The sequence below is a fragment of the Salicibibacter halophilus genome, from assembly GCF_006740705.1.
Lineage (GTDB): Bacteria > Bacillota > Bacilli > Bacillales > Marinococcaceae > Salicibibacter > Salicibibacter halophilus.
This window is the reverse complement of the sequence record NZ_CP035485.1, coordinates 2,901,511-2,925,169: the sequence shown is the minus strand read 5'-3', so window position 1 is coordinate 2,925,169 and position 23,659 is coordinate 2,901,511. Positions and strand designations below refer to the sequence as shown.

The following is a 23,659-nucleotide window of genomic DNA, read 5'->3' as shown; positions in this document are numbered from 1 at the left end:
ATGGCAGATACTTCAAAGCAGAACGAGGAAATTAAAGAAACCATCGAAGCTCCGCAAGATTCGCCAGAGGAAGCGTTGGAAGCAGAAGGAAGCGACCGGAGCGTCTTTGGTTGGAAAGCGATACTGATTCTCATCATCTCTGTTGCGCTTTCTCTTTATCATTTATATACAGCCGGTTTCGGTTTGATCGTATCCACAAACCAACATCTATTTATTCACCTGCTCGCAGGGCTCCTTCTTATTTTCCTTATTTTCCCTAGAAAAAAGGGATTGGGTCAAACGACCATCGTCTGGTACGATATGGCACTTGCTGGCTTAGTACTCGTTGTAGGCTCATTTGTTATGTTAAACCAAACCCACCAAACAATATTGCAGGGAAATATGGAGACAAGCCATATGATCGCCGGGATCATCATGATTTTGTTGCTGCTGGAAGCTGCTCGGCGAGTGGTGGGGAAACCTTTATTGATTATTGCTTTAATATTCATTGCCTATTATTTCTTAGGGGATTATCTCCCCCCACCTTTTGGCCATGGCCGAGCCAATTTTGAGCAGTTCATTTATGAAATGATGTACACATCAACAGGGATTTTAGGGACCCCCTTATCTGTTTCAGCTAATTACGTTTTCATTTTCATCCTCTTTGGGGCGATTTTGGAAGCGACCGGTGCAGGCAAGATGTTTATCGATCTGGCCCTTCGAGCGGTCGGCCATTACCGGGGCGGACCGGCAAAAGCAGCCGTCGTTGGTTCCGGTTTTATGGGCTCCATTTCCGGAAGCTCGGTCGCAAATGCCGTCACCACCGGAACATTTACGATCCCGCTCATGAAAAAAGTAGGGTTTCGGCCGCAAACATCAGGCGGGATCGAAGTGGCCTCGTCCTCAAGCGGACAGTTTTTGCCGCCAGTCATGGGGGCCGCCGCCTTTTTGATGATTGAGTACACCCCTTACAGCTACGCGCAAATTATGATTTCCGCGTTGATTCCCGCGATATTAACGTATATCGCGATCATCTGGATGGTGCACATTGAATCAGTGAAACACAACATCCAGGGATTGGCGAAGGATTCGCTCGTTTCCGGACGAAAAAGTTTGCTACAGCAAGGCTACCTGATTGTTCCGATTATCGCGCTTGTGTATTTTGTCATGGCCGGTAACACTGTCTTTAATGCTGCCTTTTATTCCATCGTTATGCTTTTGACGGTTGCGATTCTTGCCCACCGCCTGAGGGAGCGTTTCGGAGCAGGTTTGCTAATCGCGGGTGTATTGGCAGGGGTGGCATATGGCATGTACCACTTGTTCGGTTGGCACTTTGAAATTTCCGTTATGATCGCGATCGGTACCTTTATTTGTGTATTCTTCGTGCTTTTTCAAAATAAATTCAACATTGAATCTGCCCCTATTAAATTTAAAGCGCGCGAATTAATGATCAGTCTGGAAATGGCTTCACGCAAAGCACTTACCGTCATTGCCGCCTGTGCTACCGCAGGTATTCTCATTGGAATCATTAATCTGACCGGACTATCCGGATCTTTGCCTACCATTATTGTAGGATTTGCAGGCGATCAATTGCTCCTTGTCCTCTTCTTTACGTTTATCGCGTGCCTCATCGTCGGACTTGGGCTTCCGACAACGGCGACTTACGTAATTCTGGCATCCATGATCGCACCCGCTCTTATTGAAATGGGCGTGCCGATTATGGCTGCACACTTATTCGTCCTTTACTACGGAGTACTCGCCGACGATACACCACCGGTGAACTTGCCGGCTTACGCAGTTTCCGGGATCGCGCGAGCAGATCCTATTATCACGGGTGTGCAAGGCTTTAAGTATGATGCAGGCGCATTATTGCTGCCATTTGTGTTCACTATGAATACGATCATCCTGCTATTGCCTGAAAATCAAGGGATGTTTGCCTGGTATGAAATCGTTTGGGCTATATTCACTGCCCTCGTCGGCATACTGGCATTCGTCACCGTCATTCAAAACTATATGTTCGTGAAATACCGCTGGTTTGAATGGATATTAGCCCTCAGTTCCGCGCTAGTCTTCATTCACCCCGCTTTCATTTCAGACCTCATCGGTGTCGGGCTCTTCGCGCTGCTCATCAGCACCCATTTGCTGCGCAAGAGATCGATAGACCGAGACCGTGGGAGCGGTGCGGAAGTGACAGCATAAAAAAAGAAGCCTGCCGAGGGATGTTGCTTAACACCCCGGCGGGCTTTTCTTTTTTTATCAGCCGAAACAATCTATTTATCAGCGGAATCGATCGATATATCAGCCAAAACCCAGCATTTATCAGCCGAATCGAAAAATCACTGCCATTGCTCCAACAGGTCATTTGCTTGATCTTGGAGATCTTCATAGGCTTCCTTGCTAATCAACGCGTTGTCTTCTTGATCGTTAAGCAAATCCTTAAACCCTTCCACATGGGTCACGACTTTGTCTGCTTCTTCTTCATTTTCATAATGATGGACGGCTGTTAAGTGGGTCAATAGGTGGCGAACGGCTTCCTCTTTTTCAAATGCTCCTTTTCTTTCGTATTGTTCAACGAGTTGCTCAATATCTGAGGCATTGCTTGGTTCATAACTTAATCCATGTCCGAACTCATAATGATCTTCAATCGTAACCGGGAGCTCACCGCCGGGCTGTTCACCAAAGACCACATCAACAGCGGCATTGATGGATGTTGAGTTCGCTAACTCCCAATTATCAAGGGCATAGGAAGCAAGATACGCATCTACGTCCGGATAGTTTTGCACATCGTACGGGAGACCCAGTGAAATAGCCGCGACAGGGTTATCGGTCTCTTTTAATGCCTCTACCAATTGACTTTGTCCATCCGGAAGCTCATCAATAGAGAAAGTGGGCACAAGAATTCGATCTGCATCTGCTGCCTGATTCACAGCTTCTTCTATTTCTTCGCTCGTGGGATCATCGGTACCGGCTTGCCAAGAAAGCACCTCTCCGTTGCTTTGCTGTTGCACCCGCTCGGCAATATCATTCACATGCGTAACGCCTGCCACAAACGTTGTTTCCTCACTATCTTCATCAAAAGGTAAAATATCTTCATTTTTTGCCAACGTAATAGAATCTCGCCCCATTTGCTCCGCGATATCTTGATGCTCTTGATTTCCGACAAATGCTTCAGCTTCGGAAGCATCCACATAACGATCGTCAAACAAATCATATTCCAATTTTTTCGTTAGAACGCGTTCCAGTGACTCATGCACCCGTTCCTCGGATAATTCACCGGATTGATAAGCGTCATAAAGGGCGTCATGCGCTTCTGTCGGGGATGCAAGTGCCATAACGATATCAGCGCCAGCCTGGATCGACATCACCGCGGCTTCTCCGGCTCCCCAATTATCCGTGATTGCTTCCATGGCCATGTCGTCAGTGACGATTAAACCATCGAATCCCATATCCTCACGTAAAAGCCCCGTTAATACATCTTCGGATAATGTGGCCGGAAGCTCAGAATCTATTGCCTCTATGATAATATGAGCAGTCATCATTGAATCGATATCGGCGTCAATAGCTGATTGAAAAGGAGGTAAATGTAACTCTTCGAGCTCCTCACGATCATAGGTTACCGTTGGCAATTCAAAATGAGAGTCCGTATCCGTATCGCCATGACCCGGAAAGTGTTTGGCTGTAGCAATGACGTCTTCCTCCTGATAGCCGGATACTTGAGCAGCGGTCATTTCAGATACGAGATCTGTCTGTTCGCTAAAAGCACGTACACCAATAACAGGATTTAAGGGGTCAACGTTCACATCCGCAACCGGAGAATAGCTCCAGTTAAAACCTAACGCATCCGCTTCTTGGCCCGCTATGCGTGCAAATGTCTCCGCATGTTGCAAACTATTAGTAGCTCCGACCCCCATTTGACGAGGAAATGTTGTCGCATCTTCAGGCACCTGCTGCGCAGCCCCGTTTTCTAAGTCGGCCGTTGTGAACAATGGAACGTTCATGCGATTATCCGCGGCATACGCTTGCAATTGATTATTGTATTCAGCCTGTGTGGCTGCATCTCTCTCCCCGCGAACAATCACAGAACCCATGCCATATTCTTGAATCATCTCCTTCGTGAATTCATCCGGCATGCCGTCATCTCCATCCTGAGGCGCCAGCATGACTAATTGTCCAATTTTTTCTTTATCGTTCATGTCATCGATGATTTGTGTCACCTTATCGCTTGTCTCCTCACCGGATAATGGCTTGGCATCTGTTTGAGCCTGCTTGAAACCCGGGCTTGCCATTAATAGAACGAGCATCGCCATAGAAATGAATGTTTTCATCTGCTTTTCCTCCCATCTATTCCCACGTCTCAATCAAGTCTTCCGATTGCGCGCGAAGAATATTGAATGCATCTTTAGAAATCACCTCGTTGTTTAACTGATCATCAATTAAATCCTGAAAACCTTCCATGTGGGTGATTACTTTTTCTGCTTCCTCCTGATTTTCATAATAATGAACGGCAGTTAAATGGGTATGCAAGTGTTGAAAGGCTTCTTCATTTGAAAATTCACCCTCCGCATCCAAATCTTCTACGAGCGATTTCATATGACTTGCATCCCAGGCATCGATGGCAGCTGCTGTCTGATCAGCAACATGTTCCCGAATCTCATTCGGGGACGCTCCTTTCCGTGTCGGATGAACCCGATTGGTCAGTAAAATCGCCATCATTTGCTCATTCGGATTAATAACCACTGACGTCCCGGTAAAACCGGTATGGCCGATTGTTTCAGACTCGGATAGATCACCCATATACCAGGCTTGGTCCAATTCCCAGCCAAGCCCGTGAGTATCATCTAGTGAATCTGGCAACTGATTGGTTCCGATTTTTTCTACCGTTTCCGGCTGCAGAATTCTTTCTTCTCCGTACTCTCCTTCATTCAGGAACGTTTGCGCGAATACCGCTAGATCCCGAGCTGTTGAAAATAAACCGGCATGTCCGGACACACCATCCATCACCCACGCATTTTCATCATGAACTTCGCCCCAAACGAGTCCCCGTTCGACATCAGGTTGATATTCGGTGGCAGCAGTACGCTCCTGCAGTGATTCCGGTGGATTAAACATCGTGTCATCCATCCCAAGTGGTTCGGTAATATTTTTTTCAATATATTCGTCGAGCCGTTCTCCTGTTATTTGTTCGATCACCGCGGCTAACGAAATCATGTTCAGATCGCTGTATACATAATCGCTTCCAGGTTCATGCGTTAGCTCGGAAGAAAAAACAATGTCATACGCTTCTTCACGGGAATCCGCTTCCGTATACAGTGGCACCCAATCTTCAAAACCGGAGGTGTGAGTGATAAGATGCCGAATGGTGATTTCAGATTTATCACCTTCATTAAACTCCGGTATATAGTTTGCCACCTGATCGTCCAGATCGAATTCTCCATTTTCATACAACTGCATGGCAGAAATCGCAGTGAATACCTTCGTAATAGAAGCTACATCGAAGATCGTGTCCGTTTGCATATCAACGGGATTATTCATTTCGGTGAAATCATCGTCCAAATAGCGGGCGACCTCGCCATAAGCGTCCTCTTTTGCAATCATTCCATTTTTGGCTGTCAAAACGACCGCTCCCGGCGTCACTCGGTCATCGATCCCCTGCTGAATGAGATCATCGATGTCGTTTAATTCCTGCTCCACCATGCCGGCACTACCTGGCGATCCCGGTTTGAGTCCGTCTGCCTGATCAGGTGAAGCATGGCTTGACTCTGCGTTAAAAAACAACAGTGGTAGCAACAAAAAACCTCCGGTAACCATCGGTTTCAAACGATTGCCCATTTTTTCACCTCGCTTCGGTCTTGATACATTGTACGTTTCTTTCTTATTTTCATAGTGTTCCAGCGTCGTAGGCTGGATTCATTTTATCAGCCGAATTCGAGCATATATCAGCCAAATGGATTGATATATCAGCCAAAAACCAGTATTTATCAGCCGAAACAAGCCTTTTATCAGCGAAATCAGGATTTACTGCCATTGCTCCATGAAGTCATCAACCTCTGCTGTTAGTGCCTGATAGGCTTCATCCGATACCTGTTCATTTTCTTGCTGGTTCTCGAGCAAATGATAGAATCCTTCCATATGCTCGACGACTCTTGCCATTTCCCCTTGTTGTTCAAAACGTTCAACCGCGGTCATGTGCGTCAGCAATTCACGAGCCGCTTCATCGCTTGCAAAGGCTCCCTGTTCCTCAAAATCTTCCACAAGCGCTGTTATGCCTGCGACTCCGTCAAAATAAAGCAGATGGTCGATTCTTGTTTGATTAAAATCTTCCAAGTCGTCTTGCCACATATCAGTGATTTCTTCAACGGATGTGCCGTTCTCTATTTCTTCACGGACCCAGCTGTTCCCCATCAAGTTATCGAAGAACTCGTCGAATTCGAAGTCTTCTGGATAGTTGTCATGAATGGTTTTCACAATGTGCAGGCCTGTTTTGAGAGGTTCATAGGCTACCTCATCCTGAACGTGAATCTCGATCCCACCGGAAAGTTCTCCTTCGTGTTTCGAGAACATCGGCGTGAAATAAGCAGCTCTGAATTGAACGCCCGGGAGGTCAAGTGCATTTAATTCTTCCGCCAGTGCCGTTCCGTCAATAAAGGGCGCACCGATCAATTCAAACGGCTTCGCCGTACCTCTTCCTTCCGAAATGTTCGTTCCTTCAATAAGCGTTGTTCCAGGGTAAACGATGGAAGTGTCAAAAGTTGGCATGTTTGGAGATGGAAGGACCCATTCAAGGTCGGTCTCGTCATACTTCATCTGCCGCTCCCAGCCTTCCATTTCCATAACGGTAAGATCGGCATCAAGTTCGAATTCTTCATTAAACAGTCCCGCTAATTCGCCAACGGTCATGCCGTGTTGCAACGGTATCGGATACAATCCGACAAACGAAGAATAATCCGGGTCAAGCACCGGGCCTTCCACATCCAGCCCGCCGATTGGGTTCGGGCGATCAAGGACCATCATTTCCACATCGTTCTCACCGGCTGCTTCCATGGCGTAAGCCATCGTATAGATGTACGTGTAAAAACGAGCCCCTACATCTTGTATGTCAAAAAGCAGGACATCAACGTCCTCCAACATTTCGGGGGTTGGTTTTTCAGTATCTCCATATAAGCTGTAAACGGGAAGGCCTGTCCTCTCATCAATGTATTTATCGACATCATCCCCCGCTTGCGCATCCCCTCTGACGCCATGTTCCGGCCCAAACATTGAGACGAGATCGACATCGTCATGCTCGTACAATAAATCAACGATGCTGTTCAACTCCTGATCGACACCCGTCGGGTTTGTAATCAGCCCTACGTTTTTGTCTTCCAATTCATCGATCCTGTCCTCGAGCAAGACATCAATGCCTAATCTTAATTCATCAGATTCTTCTGCTTCTTCAATATCCGCATCATCCGTCCCAAACGCGACGGCGGCAAGCGATGAAACTGAAAAAATAGCCACAACAGGCACAATCATCCATTTTTTCACGTTTGAACCTCCTCCTTAAAAAGGGGATAGGCATTACCGATCCCCTTGAAAATTAAAAGCTATTGCCATCCTGCAACCAAATCATCCGCGCGATCCATGAGTGTGTCATGTGCCTCTTCCGAAATCCACTCATTTTCCAATTGCTGATCGAGCAGATGCGTAAAACCTTCCATGTGCTCGATCACTTTTTCCGCATCCCCCTGATTTTCATAATGGCCAACTGCCGTTAAATGACGTTGCAAGGCATGAACGGCTTCCTCGTATTCCAGATCTCCCGTGTCATCGAACCGATCCACCAGCTGCTCGATATTGGCCGTTTCAATCTCATAGCTCAAGCCATGGCCTATATCATAATGATCGGGGATCGTGACCGGCAATTCCCCTTCGGGATTGATTTCCCCGGTTAAAGCATTAGCCAAAGAGTGAATGGAAATATCCTGGTCGCCATAGGTCGTTACATAGGCATCAATATCCGGAAATTCAGCGATATCATATGGGTTTCCAGTAGCAGCAACGACCACAGATGTGCCTGTCTCTTGAAGAGCAGTAACCAGGTTTTGCTGATCTTCGTCTAAATGAGCGGAAGACGTCGGCACAACAACCATATCTTTATTTTCCGCTAAAGAAACGGCTTCATCAATTTCCTCTTCCGTGGGACTTTCGCTCGTTTCATAGCTTTCAGCCGCCATTAAAAGGTCAGAAAGCAGCGCCGGCTGTCCGTCCTCAGGTCCGGCAACGAGCATTTCGGTATCGTTGTCCAATGGAAGAGTGTCATTGTCGTTTTTAACAAGCGTGATGCTGTCGTCGGTCATGTCCTCAGCCAATTGAAGATTTTCTTCGTTACCAACTTCGTCCACCGCAGCCGGGTCTTCGTAAGGATCATCAAACAGTCCCTGCTCCATTTTTTGTTCCAAAATACGATAGACGGATTCATCCAATCGGTCTTCACTAATGTCACCGTCTTCAACGGCATCGAGCATCGCGTTGTACGACAAATCAACATCCGGTGGATTCAACAGTACGTCGACACCGGCTTTAAAGGCTTCCACCGGCACCTCTTCCTCCGGCATGACATCGACGCCATCCATATCAAGGCTGTCCGTAACAATTAGCCCGTCATAACCTAATTCTCCCCGCAGATAATCTGTCAAGATCGGCTCGGAAAATGTAGCAGGCAATTCTGAATCATCCAGCGCAGGCACGACAATGTGAGCCGGCATAATAGCGTCGACTCCGTGATCAATAGCTTCTTCAAACGGGGGCAAATCCTCTTCAAGCAACGTATCCAAATCTTTTTCGATAATCGGAAGCCCGTAGTGGGAATCAACATCGGTATCGCCATGACCGGGGAAGTGCTTCGCCGTCGCGATCACCTCTTCCGATTCAAACCCTTGGATTTGAGCCATCCCTAAATCCGTGACTAAACCGGGATCCTCAGAGTAAGAACGAACACCGATTACAGGGTTATCCGGGTTAACGTTCACATCTAACGTCGGCGCAAAATTCATGTTAATGCCCAACGCTTTCAACTCTTCACCCAGGATCTCCGCGGACTGTTCCGCGTAGGCCGAAGATCCGGTTGCACCAATAGCCATGTTCCCCGGGAATGTCGTGGCAGGTTCTGTCACGCGCGCGACAATACCCCCTTCCTGATCTGTTGACACAAACATGGGAATGGACGAACCTTCGTCCATCGCAATTTCTTGAATCCCATTGGAAAGGGCGTTTACCTGCGATACATCCGCGGGCGTCCCGATATTGTCGGCCCAGTTAAAATAAATCACACCGCCGGGATGGTAATTTTCAATCACTTCCTTGAAGTTCTCCCCTCCGCGGTCATTTTCCAGATTTTCCTCTTCATAATTCGGATCTGTCGGTGTTTCTCCGTAAACATGGACAATAAACAGTTGCCCGACTTTTTCCTCCAATGTCATGTTATCAACGATGTCGTCAATTGTGTCTGAATCATCATTTTCATTTGTCAAATTAGAATTTTCATGTGCTGTCAATGACGTAGATCCAAAAGCAATAAACAAACCTAAAGTTACAACTAAAAAGCCCGCAATTACCCGCCTTTTCGTCCGCATGGAAAACCTCCTTTGAATCTAGTAAAATCTGTTCCCATCTTCATCCTCAAATACAGTGGTAATGATTGTCCGGGAAAATGGCGCTCCATCTACATCTTTTCCTTCTATATCAGCAGTGATATTATACACACCTTCTTGTGACACTTCCGGAAGTGTTAGCGCTTCTTGGCTATCCCTTTGAAAAGAAAACTGATCCGCTATCTGCTGTGAATCCCCCTCTTCAGGAATGAAATCTACGTGATAGCTGACATCTGTATCATCCTCATCCAGAATGCTAGACTCATCTTGCAAAATCATTGACGAAGCCGAAACATCCAATTGAACATCGGCTGATAATGGTGAAACGTAATGCCATGTCGCTAAATATGCGCCTTCATGCTCGGATGTTGCCTGTACGCGCCACTCCCCCGGTTCTGGATCATCGATATGCACGTTGTGGTGGACACCCCCTTTAAAAAATTCATTATCTTGATAGGACGTGACAGACGATTCATGCTCTTCCCCCTGAGGATTATAGATTTCCAATTCGACTGATTGGTCACTTATCCAATCGAGGCTGATCTCATTTACATCATTTTCTACATTAAAAAATTCCTCTGATGAACCATCATGCTGTCCGCCACGCACCAACTGGTCACTGCCTGCTTGATCATTTGACCTTTCCATATCATAAGTTGATGTGACGGTCGCATCATCTTCAACACTTGATTCATTTAAAAATGGCTCAAACCAATCGAAGGTAGCGGTGCCGGTGTTCAATTCCTGATGATCCCACTCGTCGATTCGCACGATACTTTCATTTGGCAAATAGGCATCATCCGTAACAACCGCGCCATCATTATTGCCGTGAAAAGAAAGATACAGGCCGCCCCAAAACAGCGGGGATGCAAATGAACCCCAGCTCGTTCCGGCCAACGTATAATAATCATTGTGCTTGACTTGAGGATGAGGATCTGTTTCAAAACGGAATCCTTCCATATAACCGGACTGCAAAGCGTAAGTCGCGTTGTTTCTTTGATCCAAAAGCTCTGCCAACCATCCGGCCCAACGGCTATGCGCCAAATCTGCCAGTTGCGATCCAAAATGAGGACTGCCCAAGGTGATCACATTGCCGACATATGGATGAGCATCATAGTGAACAAGGGCTGTTTGCGCGTCGATCCCGCCTTTACTGTGACCGATGAGCACGACTGTTTTATCGTAATGGTAGTAAATCTGTTCAATTTTTTCTGCCAATAGTGCTCCGTTATCCCAATTATCTTCTACAGGGTACAAGTCAATAAAAGCCGTTTGATACCCATCTTCATAAGCGGTTTCATACATATCATTGTCTTCAAACCATGTATCGGCCGAGCTATCAAGCCCATGCACAAATAAGAGCACCGGATCATCCTCGCTTACATTTTCCGGTGTTTCCCCCTCATACCACGTTCCGGGTCCGGCGTCGCTTTCAGGATCATTGTCCTGCATAAAATCCTCCGTGTAACTGTCCAGAACATTGAAGGCTTCTTCGGAAATAAAATCATTATCTTGTTGATCTCCGAGCAGCTTTTTAAAATCCTCCATCGCCTCCATGACTTTTTCCGTTTCTTCTTGCTCCTCATAATGGCGGACGCTAGATAAGTGTGAATATAGTGCATGGGCCGCTTCTTCATTTTCGAATTCCCCATCTTCATTGAAACGTTCCACCATCGTTTTCATTTCGGACGAACTTAATACTGTTTCAGGCGGATCTAAGCCGGTATCACTCCCCTCTGCCAGTGAAGGCGTTATCAAAAAGACACACAATAGGAACAACACTTTTACGTTCGTTTTTTCCATCAGAGACCCTCCAAAAAAGGGGGTTATCCTGTGACAAGAAAATGGCTTGCCACAGGAATACTTTTCAATCCGGGATAACACGGTACTTCTATTCCCACTTCTCCAGCAAAGCATCTGCATGCTCCATAAGATGATTATGGGCTTCCACGGTTACATGATCCTGATCAAGTTGTTGGTTCAGTAAATCTTTAAAGCCTCTCGTATGATCGTTAACTTTTTCGGTATCCTCTTGCTCTTCATAATGGCTCACGGACGTTAAATGCAGATCCAAGGCATGAACAGCTTCCTCACTTTCAATTTCACCATTTTCATCGAACTCTTGAACGACTTCTTGTATTCCGGAGGCGCTCAGTCCAAAATCGATGGCTTGTTCACCGCCGACTATCGGAAGTTCAATATGGCTCTCTGCAAGATCGACTTCAATGTCTATCTCGTCTTCATTTGGTACCGTGTGACTCGTGTTGCTCCCTGCGATCACCACACCGATACGGTGTCCGGGTTTGAAAACGTAATCGTGCGTCATCGTATCCCAACGAAAATCATATTGCTCTCCGGGTGTTAGCGGGTTGCTTTCCCAAACGGTGTCATGATTCTGAGCATCCATCCAACCACGGGACACGATCTCATAATCCTGTTCATGCGTTAAAATTTCATGCTGTTGATAACAAGCGCTATCTCTGTCGGTGCTCTCACCCCAACAGTCACTCTCATCCAGCATGTTCATACCTCCGGAACCGCTTTGATGGTCGACACGTTCATCTGTGCCATAATCGACGATGAAGGCTGTTAAGTTCGCAGCCTCCCCATCCACTGTTGCGCGAATATCCACTTCGGGTGTTCCGCTGAAACGCACTTCCTCTTCTAACTCTGGAGAAAGGAACATCAAACGATGATCATCTTCTTCGAAAGGCTCGGCGGCAAGCTCATCTTCAGATTGAGGGTCATTCGTAAAATCCAACGTCTCCCCTTCTTGAACAGGAGCATCCGTTAAAATACCGGGCCTTTCATCATCGCCGGGACTTATGCGTAAATCGACAGTGGAAGCCTCTTGATCCGGCCAGGAATCATAAGTTTCCCATTCATTCGCTGCCGTTTCTACATCAGCCATCGGCTCTTCCAGGATACCGTTGTCGATGTCGAGAAGCTCGTGATCAAACCATTGATGGATGGTATTTACCCACTCGTCACGCCGGAAATCAAACGGTTCCGTGTGACCTGTTTGCGTGAGCCATATTTTGCGCTCCACATCGTTCGCCTCCAGCTCTTCCCACCATTGGCCGAAATGATTGGTTTTCACATTAAGATCATTCAACCCATGGATCAAGAAAACACTGGCGGAAATGTTGCCTGCATCATCCAAATAGCTTCGTTCGTCCCAAAAATCATTAAAATCACCACTGTCATCATCCATATCGTCCGCCATTTGTTCGAATACCGGTTGGCATTCCTCTTCCCGCTCGGAATTGACAACAGTGTTTGCCAGTCCGTTCGGGCCATTGTAGTGATAAAGGGCGCCATTAGAGCGGTAGTAGTCATACCAACTGCTGATCGCCGTCACCGGTACGATCGTTTCAAGTCCTTCTACCCCTGTAGCAGCTGCTGCATTTGCCAGCGTTCCATCGTATGATTTTCCGTACATTCCTACTTTGCCGCTGCTCCAATCTGCCTCTACTTCCGTACCTTCATCGTTACTGGCATCTGCCTCTCCATTCAACCAATCGATAACGGCCGTCACACTATCCGTTTCTTCAAAACCACCGGTTGTCGGACACCCATCCGATAAGCTCGTTCCTACCATATCAACGTGCATAACCGCATAGCCCCGGGGAACAAAATAATTATCATAGTACAATGGGAACTTTACCGGTTCTCCATTTTCATATTCCTTGAGCTCGGATTCTTCCCCGCGTCCCATCTCTTCATTGTAAGGACTGGCAATCATTATGACGGGAACGTCAAGATCTTCATCGCTCTCGGCAGGACGAATAATATCCGCGGCAATTTGGTCATTGGTCCCGTCACCATTCGTATCTAGATCCGTATCCACGTACACTGTCTCCCTGATTGCATCTTCATAGGAAAAATTCGGCTGGGTTACTCCGTCTTCTATCAGGTGCGTCATCCCTTCATCTGTTGTTGCCTGCTCAGCAGAAACCTCCACGAAAAAGAGGGAAGAAGACGCGAAAGCCAATGCAAATGCGATCCCCGTGCATTTTTTAAACCATCGTTTTTTCATTTCTATCTCCTTCTGCTTTTTTTATTTAACCGTTTCATAGAATGTTATTTTGATAGAATCTCAATCCAACTTCTCTATCAACTCATCCGTATAAGCGATAAGCTCCTCAAATGCCTCTTCCGTAATCAATCCATTGTCGATCTGATGATCAAGCAAATCTTTAAGACCTTCCATATGATTGATGACCTTCTCAGGTTCTTCTTGTTCCTCATAATGACTCACGGCTGTTAAATGTCGTGTTAAGGCATGAGGAGCTTCCGCCTCTTCAAATGCCCCGTCTTCTTCATACTGCTCAACAAGAGCTTCCATACTTGCCGCGCTTACGCCTACTCCTCGTTCTGCGGATTCTGTTTCTTCATCGTCTGTTTCAGAAGTCGCAGAGAAGGTGATATTAGAAGGGGCATGTCCATTTTCGGGCATTTCCACATATACCGGCACATCGACTGTCTCCCCGGCCTCTACTTCAATGACTTCATGTTCATGCATGTATTCCCAGCCATCTTCAATGTCGACGTCTACACGGACAAGATCTGTTTCTTCGCCGCTGTTCGCTACACTGAAATTGTATGCTGCTATATTTCCGGCCTCGGCACGTTCCACCGTGCTAGTTTCAACGTCTACACCGCGTTCATACGGACCTGCTTCATCCATGTGCCGGACTGCCGTCCGGTAGGACAGAGCCCCGTCTTCATCTTCGTTTTTATCCAATACGTAAAAATGGAGACGATTATCCTCATCGGTATACTCGCTGACAACACCATCCGCGGTTCCTGCTTTAAAGAGCGCATCCGCCAGTTGTTGGTAATCCCCTTTAGAGAGCATTTCCGTTGTCCCGTCCGGTCTTTCAAAATCCACTTCGTCGATATCATCAGGGTGTGCGTCAATGGCCCATATGAAAGGCGCCTGCTCTTCGTCTTTAGTTTTCGCCAGCAGTACACCGGCATCCGGTTGGAAAGAGTCAAAGCCAACCTGATCCACAACCTCAATCGTGTAGTTATCATACCAATCCTCGCCGGCCTGCATATCTGCCCGCCAATCATCTTCCAAGTAGTTTCTCGGTGTCTTATCCTCATCCATTGTGACATTAATGCCTTGCAGCTTATCATGCTCAAAATCCGAACCGGAGGGCACCGCCCGCGCTAAAATATCTTCGAACACCGGTCCTTCTTCTGCGAGGTCATCACGGTCAACCTCCAGATAATCTTCCCCTTCAGTGACGAAATCCTGCTTTATTTTATTCCTAAGCATATGGTGGGAAGGAGCGCTCGAACCTTCCGTTGCCGGAATCATCCACCGGGTGTGCGGACCTCCAGGACCATTGAAAGCTCCACGGCTCATAAGTTCCCAAGGACCCGAGTAGGACCTTGAAACAGGGTCGGCATAAGGGTTGTTGTAATTATCACCAAGGCCTTCAATATGTCCGAATTCATGAGCGAACACGGATTGCCCGCTATTTTCAGCCTGCACGGATCCCCCAGCATATGCGTGAGACCAGATGCTTCTGGCCGCAAACCATGAAGTCCAATCGACGTAGCGAGTGTCCGCCCAGTTAGGATGATCTTCGTACGGAGAACCGAATTCATCCGGAACATCCTCAGGTCCCTCAAACATCATTTCTCCAAATTCCTGCCACAACGAAGATTCGTCATACCCTGAATGAACGATAAATTCGAAGTCATAATCAACACCGGAATTTTCAATATCCTCTTGAGCCGCTTCTTGCGCATCAGGGACAAGATCTTGAGCTTCATAACCTTCAGGCATGTATTCCTGCTGGTCAAACTCGTTGAGCCCGTACTGGAATTCGTTGTGTTCCATGGTATAAGGGCCGAAAGCATCCAGCTCTACGCCCCATTCCCCATAAGAATTTTCCATCCAAAACTCATCAACTGTTCGATGGTTATTGAGTTCTTGCGGTGTATTGAGAAAATCTTCCCACCAATCACCGAGTTCTTCCTCGGGAACTTCGCTGGCATCAATAGGATTCCCGGCCGGATCGGATCCTTCCGGCTCAGTTAAAATAAATTCCTGGTCCGGGAAATCAACGAGAATGATGGCTCCTCTAATTTCCCGATCCGGTTCAATATCTGTATCTTGCCAATTTATTCCCGGGACTGACTGATAATCATCCCACGTCATATCCCTGGGCAAAACCCACGACTCGTCATCAACGGGGGCGGGAAACTCGGCAAGGCCAACCTCATTCGCGTATGCTGTTTGGCTACCACTAAGCATGGGAGCAGAAACAAGCGGAAAAGCTGCGAAAAGCATAAGTGATGTTTTTCCCAGTTTCATAGCATGGAAACCTCCATTAATAATGTGCATTTTACTTTCATCACGTGGGAAAAACCCTGTGACAAAGCTTTTATTCCCACAGGGTTGTAACTCAGCTGGACGTATGGTTATCCCGCATGAGATAATCTGGCATTTTAGCGTCTTATTCTGGTACTTTTCAACGATATTCTGGCACTTTATGGTGATATTCTGGCACTTTCAAGCAAAAGTGCTAGGCTGCTTCGTCTGTTGAGGATGATTCTTCTTCGCTGACAAGATCAGAAACCGCTTCATCAATCAAATCTCCAACATGTTGTATTTTTTCCGGGCTCACACGGTCAATGGTGTCGTCAGGTGTGTGGTACCAAGGCTCTAAGCCGGCATCCCCGGGTTCCGTCCCCGGTTCCATCCAGATAAAGAGCGCGGCATCAATGCCTGCTTCGTGGAAAGGAACGTGATCCGATCTGCCTAATTGGTGCAATGTTTGATCGTCGTCGTCATAGCCCAATCGATCAGCGGCTGCATCTACAGAGTCCCATACGTCATTCGAATCACCATCAACGGTGCTAACATGAAGTTGGGAAGCCGGATCCCAATCAGTACCTACCATGTCCAAATTATAGGTGGCTTCACTACGTTCAAGCTCGTCATCCGATAATTCGTCGACATATTCATATGCCCCGACCAAACCGATCTCTTCAGCACCAAGAGCTACAAATCGAACCTCCTTATCCGACGGTGTATCTTGCATAATCCGGGCCATTTCTATAATGCTTCCCGTGCCCGAGGCATTATCATTCGCACCGGGGGATTCCGGAACGCTGTCATAGTGTGCAGTGAGGTAGACAATTTCCGGATCTTCCACACCTTCCGCTTCTTTCACCGCGATCACATTCTGTGAGTCGTCACCGTCGTCGATCTCGAATTCGTGGGTAGACGTTTCATACCCGAGGCTTTCGAATTCATCTTCGATATAATCGGCAGCTTCTGCTTCTTCATCCGTGCCGGCCACCCGCGGCCCTATGTCCACGCTTAAATGCTCGACATGATCCATGGCACGGTCAGCGTCAAAAGACGTGGTTTCATAGTTTGCGATTAGATCGTCCGCAAACGTAGATAAAATATGGTAAGCGTCTTCGGAAATTTCTTCATTGTCTTGCTGGTTGTTGAGCAAATCATGAAATCCGCCCATATGTTCCACAACTTTTTCGGTTTCTTCCTGGTTTTCATAATGGCTTACGGCTTCCAAATGAATGTCCAAATCGTGAGAGGCATCGTCCCCTTCGAACTCATCATCTTCGTCAAATTGTCCAACGAGCGTTTGCAAGCCGGAAGCCGTCACTTTGGGCTCGGCACAATCCTCCAACGCCATAGCGCTCACTTCGTTATACGTCGCCTCTCCATCCATCAAAAAGGGAACAACGGTCATCATTGACTGACCCATGGGGACAAAAACACCATGTTCACCCACTTCTTCCGTTTCCAGCGAAAAAGCGTCAATATGTCGGTCGATGTCTTCAGCTTGAGAGGTATGGAGCATATAGCCGCATGCGTGCGGGTCCAACATTTCTGTCGGTTCCCAGTTGTCCGCTCCATCAAGATAGAACGGTTCGGCTTGTTCTTCCCCATCCTCCGCTTTACGTTCGGGTGCCTCATCAACGGCAGTAGCTATGTCATCGATCCGTTCACTGTAAAAATCCAACGTTGCCTCGACCGTTTCCATCTGAGCGTCCACCCGATATTCCGGCTCTTGCTCACCTGCGGTTTCTGTCAACAGACCCAACCCATGCCGAAGACCTAAAACATTTCGGGAGATCCGCTCATCACCGCCACCGGCTCCACCGGGCGTACCGTACAAACCGGTAGAAAATCCGGCATCTTCCACATCAGGAAACAGGTATTCTTCCACCATCTCTTGGTTTAAGTCACGAAGGTCTTCTTCCACATTAAGGTTGCGCGGCCACAACATTTCCATATCCGGATCTCCGGTTGCAGTAGGCCTTTCATGCGCATCGACTGTAATATCAGGGGAAAATTCCTCCAAAACCTCTCCAAGCGCTTGTCCCTCCGGCTCCTCAAGGTTTAGGTGGTCCCGATTGATATCTACTTCATTCGCATTTTCCCGTGTATCAGCCTCTCTGCCGTCCGGATTTGCTGATGGAATGAACATGATTGTAGCCTCACTCAACTGCTCTTCCACATCCGATTCATCGGAAAATGCCAAATCCCGAAGCATTTGCAATGCCATCTCTCGGCCAGCCGGTTCGTTTCCATGCTGTGAGCCGATCACAAGCATATTTCGCTCTTCAACAATATCATCATCTGCGGGCGGAACCGAATCACCGACTTGCACTAAGTGCAATGGACGATCTTCAACGGAAGTCCCAATTTCGGAAAACTCCATCCGGTCCGATTGATCCGCCACTTCTTCCAAAAATTCCAATTCATCCTCATGGCTCGTCCATTCTTCTCCATCGCTATCTTCAAACCCGGTCGTGGGAGGCTCCTCATTTTCCTGTGCCGAAACCCCTGCCATCGGACTAGCGATAAGCAATAAGGCAGAACCTATCATCCAATACGCATGTTTCTTCATAGAAATCCTCCTAAAAATTTGATTTCATAAATTAATAGGAACTAGACAAAGTTTAGCGAAAGGGAAAACTGCTCTGTTAAGCCACCCCTGATTTCAGTCAGTGTCATATATCGTTAATCCTTCTCAATAATCTTCATATTTTCGAAAAAGAGCTGCCCAAATATGGTACAGCTCTTCGTTGTCCTTTATCTTTCTTCCCCTTCGGTTTGCGTACCTGTAAATGTCCATTCAAGTTCTAAAGAATCTCCCTGGAATTGATTCAAGTCTTCTTCCACGTCACCGACGAAGTTGAATTGAACGACAAGGTCGTGGGACTCGTCGACCGGCAAGCCGTCATCTCCAAGTTCGGGATAAAACACATGCTCGCTAATCGCTTCCGGTTCCATGTCCTGAAGTTCACTTAGCGTTGTTTGGTAAATAACCTCATCCAGGTTATCGGCGTTATATAAGAATTCCACCTCTATAAATTCTCCAAAATCCGCCGTATTGTCCCCTTCCGCATCAATGACCGTGTAGTCAGTTTCGAGCGTCACGTTATCAATATCCAACGATCCGTTATTTTGGAGCTCAAAATCGCGAATCATCGTGTCTCCGGGCTGCAAGTTGTCCACATCAATGATTTCTGTCGGTTCTGCGGATAAATCCAACGTTCCGGCCGCAAATGTATTGTTCGTTTCGGCACTGTCGCTAAAATATGCGAATGTGCCTCCTCCAACCAATGTCAACCCGAGAACCGCGGTCGTCACACCCATGCCCAGCTGTTTTTTAATCCCCATTTTAAGATCCTCCCTTTAAAATTTTGATATGTGAACGCCGTCTAAAGGCGATACCACCGTAATTTTTATTGCCATTCGTCAATAAGCACATCAGCTTCATTCGTGAGCACGCTATATGCGTGTTCGGTGATTAACGCTTGTTCGTGCTCATGATCCAGCAAATCTTGCAAGCTTTCCATGTGTTGGGTTGCTTTCTCCTCTACACCTTGATCGTTATAATGACCGATTGCCGTCAAATGGCGGTCCAGTGTTTGAACCGTTTGCTCGTTTTCGAATTCCCCTTCATCTTCAAACTGCTCGACTATCGCTTGCATATTGTCTACAGTTGCATCGACGTAGAAGATGGTCGTTTCCCTTTCCGTTTCACCGTTTTCGGTTTCCGCTTCAAAGGTGACCACATGGAAACGTTCTTTTAACGGTTCGTCCATTTCCAAAGAAACCGTCGATGTTTCTTCGTCAAACTGAGGCTCATATTCAATTCCATCGACGACGGTACGGTAGCTGCTTTCATTCGCTGCTTCCCCTTCCACGTCTGCTTCCAAGACAGGTGTGTTATCATCCACTTGGCCGCCCATCTCAATAGAAGGCGTTAGATTTAGGTCCGTGTCGACAGTTTCTTCCTCCTGCTCAACTTCTTCCAACACTCGCAAGTGGTTTTGGCCTAATATTTTCTCGATATCCTCATCTGAGTAGTCTCGATTCTCAAGTTCTTCTGTGATTTTGTTTAATTCCGACGCATCCTGAAGATCTTCCGGCATTGCCGCGCCATCAAAATCCGAGCCTAACGCGACGTGATCAATGCCCATCACGTCAACAGCGTGATCGATATGGTCAACAACGTCGTCCACGTACCCTTCCGAATCCTCGGTTAAAAATACAGGATAAAAGACAACGCCTAACACACCTCCGTTATCGGCCAACGCTTCCATCTGTTCATCGGTAAGATTACGTTGATGGTCAAGCAATTCATTTGTCCCCGAATGGCTGGCAATAACCGGATCATCCGAGGCTTCGATGACGTCCCAAAACGTTGTTCTTGCCATGTGGGAGACGTCAATCATCATGCCAAGGTCATTCATTTCCTTGGTAACTTCCTCGCCCAGTTCCGTTAAGCCGCCATCCGATGGCGTTTCATCCGGATCGTTATAGACTCGGTCCGCTCCTTCACCTAGGGCGTTGGAAGTATTCCACGTATAGCCGAGTGCTTTCACACCCAAATCATCGTATTGGTGCAAGAGCTCAATCGCGTTCTCTTCTTCCATTGAATACCCGCCCTCAATCGTTGGAACGGCAGCGATTTGACCTTCCGTTACCGCTTGTTTGATGTCGTCATATGAAGAGGTGACCATCCAATCATCCGGGTTGTTGTCTTCCGTCCAATAAACTGCATTGATCTTTGCTAACGTTTCACTGATGCTGCGAGGCGTATTTTCATAGTATCCAGGTGTATAGGCCGCCATGTACGGAACGTCCAATCCGCCTTCTTGCCCTTTCGGAATATCAAAATCAAAAGGCGTTTCCTCCCCGATATCGGTATCGGGAAGCCAAGTCGTTTCGTCTAACGCGTGCATATACGTGTCAATATGGCTATCTACAACGGTAGAATCAAAGTGGATATCCGGTTCATCCGCAGAAGATTTAGCCGGAAATGCCGAAAAAATCAGCAGAGTACTTGCAGCCAAACAAACGACTTTTTTTCCCATGGTTACCCCCCTTTTATTAAGGTTATCCCTGTAGTTTTTCAATCAAGCGATCCGCTTGAGCTTGAAGAATGTTAAACGCTTCCTCGGAGATGACCCCTTCATCTTGTTGATGATCCAACAAGTCATGGAAGCCTTCCATATGATCGGCGGCTTTTTCAAAGTCTCCTTGATTTTCATAATGATTGATCGACGTTAAATGTAGATCCAAGGCATGGGGGGCTTCCTCGTCTTCAAATTCGCCCTCCTCTTCCAAACGTTCCACGAGATTCATCATGGAAACGCTATCCAAAGTGAAGCCAATCGCCGCTCCTTCTCGATTATCATCCGCGACACCTTCAAAAGTTCCTTCTTCATGATCAACCAAAATGCTTTGCACATTTCCGATTCCGCCGGAACTTTCGGCAAATTCATGCCCCATTTCTTCCAATTGATCGCGAGCTTCTTGCGGAATGCCTTCCTCCCAATCGATCGCCGGATAGTCCATGCTGTGAATCCGCGGTTCATCAATCGCCTCTTGTAAACTCATCTCATGGTCCAGCACATGATTCACCACTTGAAACACCGCGTTAATGATCCGTGTGCCTCCCGGTGACCCGGCACTCATATAAGGCTCCCCGTCTTCAAACACGATCGTTGGCGTCATACTGCTCAAAGGCCGTTTATTCGGTTGTACTTCATTCGCACCGCCGGGTGTCGCGTCAAAATCCGTCAGTTCGTTGTTCAGCATAATTCCGTAATCCGGAACCATGATGCCTGAACCGAATACTTGCTCGATCGTGCTCGTGTAACTAACCATGTTGCCCCACTGGTCGGTGACGGTAAAGTGTGTCGTTTCACCCGATTCATCTTGCTCTTCCAATGGACCAGACGGATCTCCGGGTTCCCCGTCCTCATACGCCCATGGATCTCCGGGTTCCACCTCTTCATTTACTGCTTCGGGATCAATCAAATCCCGACGATCCTCGATGTAATCAGGATCCAACAAACCGTTGAAAGGAACGTCCACGAATTCCGGGTCTCCCATATATTCACCACGGTCTGCGTAAGCGAGCCGCATCGTTTCCGTCAACAGATGGTAGCGTTCGGAATCTTGCGTATCGTATTGACCGATATCAAAATCATCCAAAAGCGCGAGCATTTGCAAGAGTGTTAGACCGCCGGAACTTGGCGGCGGCATGCTCGCGATATCATAGCCTTGATACGATCCCCAAACCGGCTCATCCATTTCTGCTGAATAATTGCCGAGATCATCCAACGTCATGCTGCCACCGAAATCTTGAACGGTATCGGCGATGGCTTGTCCAACCTCACCGTTGTAAAAAACATCCATTCCTTCGCTTTGAATCATTTCCATTGTGTCAGCCAAGTCTTCCTGGACTAGGTGATCCCCTTCCTGCAAAGGCTCTCCTTCAGGTAAAAAAACATCCTCGGCCGCGCTTTCCGACAATTTATCCTGGTTGCTTTCAATCGCTCCTGCTAGCTGGGAATCGATATCAAAACCGTCAGCAGCCAACTCAATGCCCGGGTCCAACAATGAGTCAAAGTCTGCGGTTCCCCATTCTTCATGAGCCTGCATTAATCCGTCCAAAGTACCGGGCACACCCACGGAATCACCACTGGTCACTCTTTCTTGGAATGGAATTTCATTGCCGTCTTCATCCAAAAACATATCCGGTTCCGCTCCGGCCGGCGCTCGTTCACGGCTGTTGACGATGCTCGTTTCATCTTCTTCGGCATCGTAGACCATCATGAAACCACCGCCGCCGATGCCTGACATCATCGGTTCCACAACATTCAGTGCAAAGTGAATAGCGATCGCTGCATCAACGGCGTTCCCGTTTCTTTCAAGCACCTCCGCTCCCACTTCAGATGCGAGGACATGGGATGTGGACACCATGCCGTCTTCGCCGACATCAACCAGCTCATCTTCCGCTGCTGCTGTGTTTTCAGCACCAAGGCCTGTAAGCCATGTGGACGTAACCAACATTGCGGAGGCCAAGGCCGCCGTCCCCTGGCGCCAACGCTTGCCTTTCAACATCGAATTCCTCCCCCTTTTACCGATATTTTTTATATCTCTTCACCATCGGCCTGTGTGCCAACAAATGTCCATTCAAGCTCTAAAGCATCTCCTTGGAATTGATTCAAATTCTCTTCCACATCACTGACGAAATTGAATTTGACGACGAGATCATGAGATTCGTCCACCGGCAATCCGTCATCGCCCAGGTCCGGATAGAAGATATGCTCGCTAATCGCTTCCGGTTCCATATCCTGTAGTTCGCTCAGTGTCGTTTCAAAGATCACTTCATCCAGATTATCGGCGTTATAAAGAAATTCCACCTCGATAAAATCACCGAAATCTTCCGTGTTATCTCCTTCCGCGTCAATGACTGTATAATCGGTTTCCAACGTTACCGTATCAATATCAATAGATCCGTTGTTTTGGAGTTCGAAGTCTCGAATCATGGAATCCCCGGGTTTCAGATTATCAACGTCGATCACTTCCGTCGGTTCAGCATCCAAGCTTAGTGTCCCCGCCGCAAACGTATTGTTCGTTTCGGAACTGTCACTGAAATATGCAAACGTTCCGCCTCCGATTAATGTTAATCCGAGCACTGCAGTTCCCACGCCAAGCCCAAGCTGTTGTTTGATTCCCATTTCGAATC

13 protein-coding genes and 1 pseudogene are annotated in these 23,659 nt (G+C 47.4%); 1 reads left to right on the top strand and 13 read right to left on the bottom strand.

The annotated features are described in order from the left end of the window. A complete protein-coding gene (locus EPH95_RS14220; protein ID WP_142090713.1) occupies positions 1–2,178 on the top strand; it encodes a TRAP transporter permease in 2,178 nt (725 codons plus the stop codon). 137 nt (positions 2,179–2,315) lie between these two features. Here the strand turns inward: EPH95_RS14220 and EPH95_RS14215 are convergent, their stop codons facing one another. From EPH95_RS14215 to EPH95_RS14160, 13 genes and pseudogenes are all read right to left on the bottom strand, one after another. Beyond that, positions 2,316–4,304, bottom strand: coding sequence for a glycoside hydrolase family 3 protein (locus EPH95_RS14215; RefSeq protein WP_142090712.1), 1,989 nt, complete (start codon positions 4,302–4,304; stop codon positions 2,316–2,318). A 16-nt stretch (positions 4,305–4,320) separates the two neighbouring features. Further along, positions 4,321–5,808, bottom strand: a complete 1,488-nt coding sequence (locus tag EPH95_RS14210) for a serine hydrolase domain-containing protein (RefSeq protein WP_227003924.1) — start codon at positions 5,806–5,808, stop codon at positions 4,321–4,323. Positions 5,809–5,994: 186 nt separating this feature from the next. After that, complete coding sequence (locus EPH95_RS19835; protein ID WP_405127460.1) at positions 5,995–6,243, bottom strand: FIMAH domain-containing protein; 249 nt, start codon at positions 6,241–6,243, stop codon at positions 5,995–5,997. A gap of 18 nt (positions 6,244–6,261) precedes the next feature. Then, positions 6,262–7,503 (bottom strand): annotated as a pseudogene (locus EPH95_RS14205) (exo-beta-N-acetylmuramidase NamZ family protein); the annotation flags it as partial. A gap of 59 nt (positions 7,504–7,562) precedes the next feature. Then, entirely contained in the window at positions 7,563–9,590 is a 2,028-nt protein-coding gene (locus EPH95_RS14200; protein ID WP_142090710.1) for a glycoside hydrolase family 3 protein, read from the bottom strand. An 18-nt stretch (positions 9,591–9,608) separates the two neighbouring features. Continuing rightward, the gene (locus tag EPH95_RS14195; protein ID WP_160141779.1) at positions 9,609–11,411 is read right to left on the bottom strand and encodes an esterase/lipase family protein; all 1,803 of its coding nucleotides are present in this window, start codon (positions 11,409–11,411) and stop codon (positions 9,609–9,611) included. 88 nt (positions 11,412–11,499) lie between these two features. Next, positions 11,500–13,647, bottom strand: a complete 2,148-nt coding sequence (locus EPH95_RS14190; RefSeq protein WP_142090708.1) for a Xaa-Pro dipeptidyl-peptidase — start codon at positions 13,645–13,647, stop codon at positions 11,500–11,502. A 60-nt stretch (positions 13,648–13,707) separates the two neighbouring features. Further along, on the bottom strand, positions 13,708–15,942 hold the full coding sequence (locus tag EPH95_RS14185) for an FIMAH domain-containing protein (protein WP_227003923.1): 2,235 nt from the start codon (positions 15,940–15,942) through the stop codon (positions 13,708–13,710). Between the two features lie 211 nt (positions 15,943–16,153). Continuing rightward, entirely contained in the window at positions 16,154–18,514 is a 2,361-nt protein-coding gene (locus EPH95_RS18930) for a M28 family peptidase (RefSeq protein ID WP_160141778.1), read from the bottom strand. Positions 18,515–18,699: 185 nt separating this feature from the next. Beyond that, the gene (locus tag EPH95_RS14175; RefSeq protein ID WP_142090707.1) at positions 18,700–19,290 is read right to left on the bottom strand and encodes a CalY family protein; all 591 of its coding nucleotides are present in this window, start codon (positions 19,288–19,290) and stop codon (positions 18,700–18,702) included. Positions 19,291–19,355: 65 nt separating this feature from the next. Next, on the bottom strand, positions 19,356–20,993 hold the full coding sequence (locus EPH95_RS14170) for a dipeptidase (RefSeq protein ID WP_142090706.1): 1,638 nt from the start codon (positions 20,991–20,993) through the stop codon (positions 19,356–19,358). 22 nt (positions 20,994–21,015) lie between these two features. Further along, on the bottom strand, positions 21,016–23,031 hold the full coding sequence (gene ggt / locus EPH95_RS14165; RefSeq protein ID WP_142090705.1) for a gamma-glutamyltransferase: 2,016 nt from the start codon (positions 23,029–23,031) through the stop codon (positions 21,016–21,018). 29 nt (positions 23,032–23,060) lie between these two features. Next, positions 23,061–23,651, bottom strand: a complete 591-nt coding sequence (locus tag EPH95_RS14160) for a TasA family protein (RefSeq protein ID WP_142090704.1) — start codon at positions 23,649–23,651, stop codon at positions 23,061–23,063. Positions 23,652–23,659: the final 8 nt, after the last annotated feature.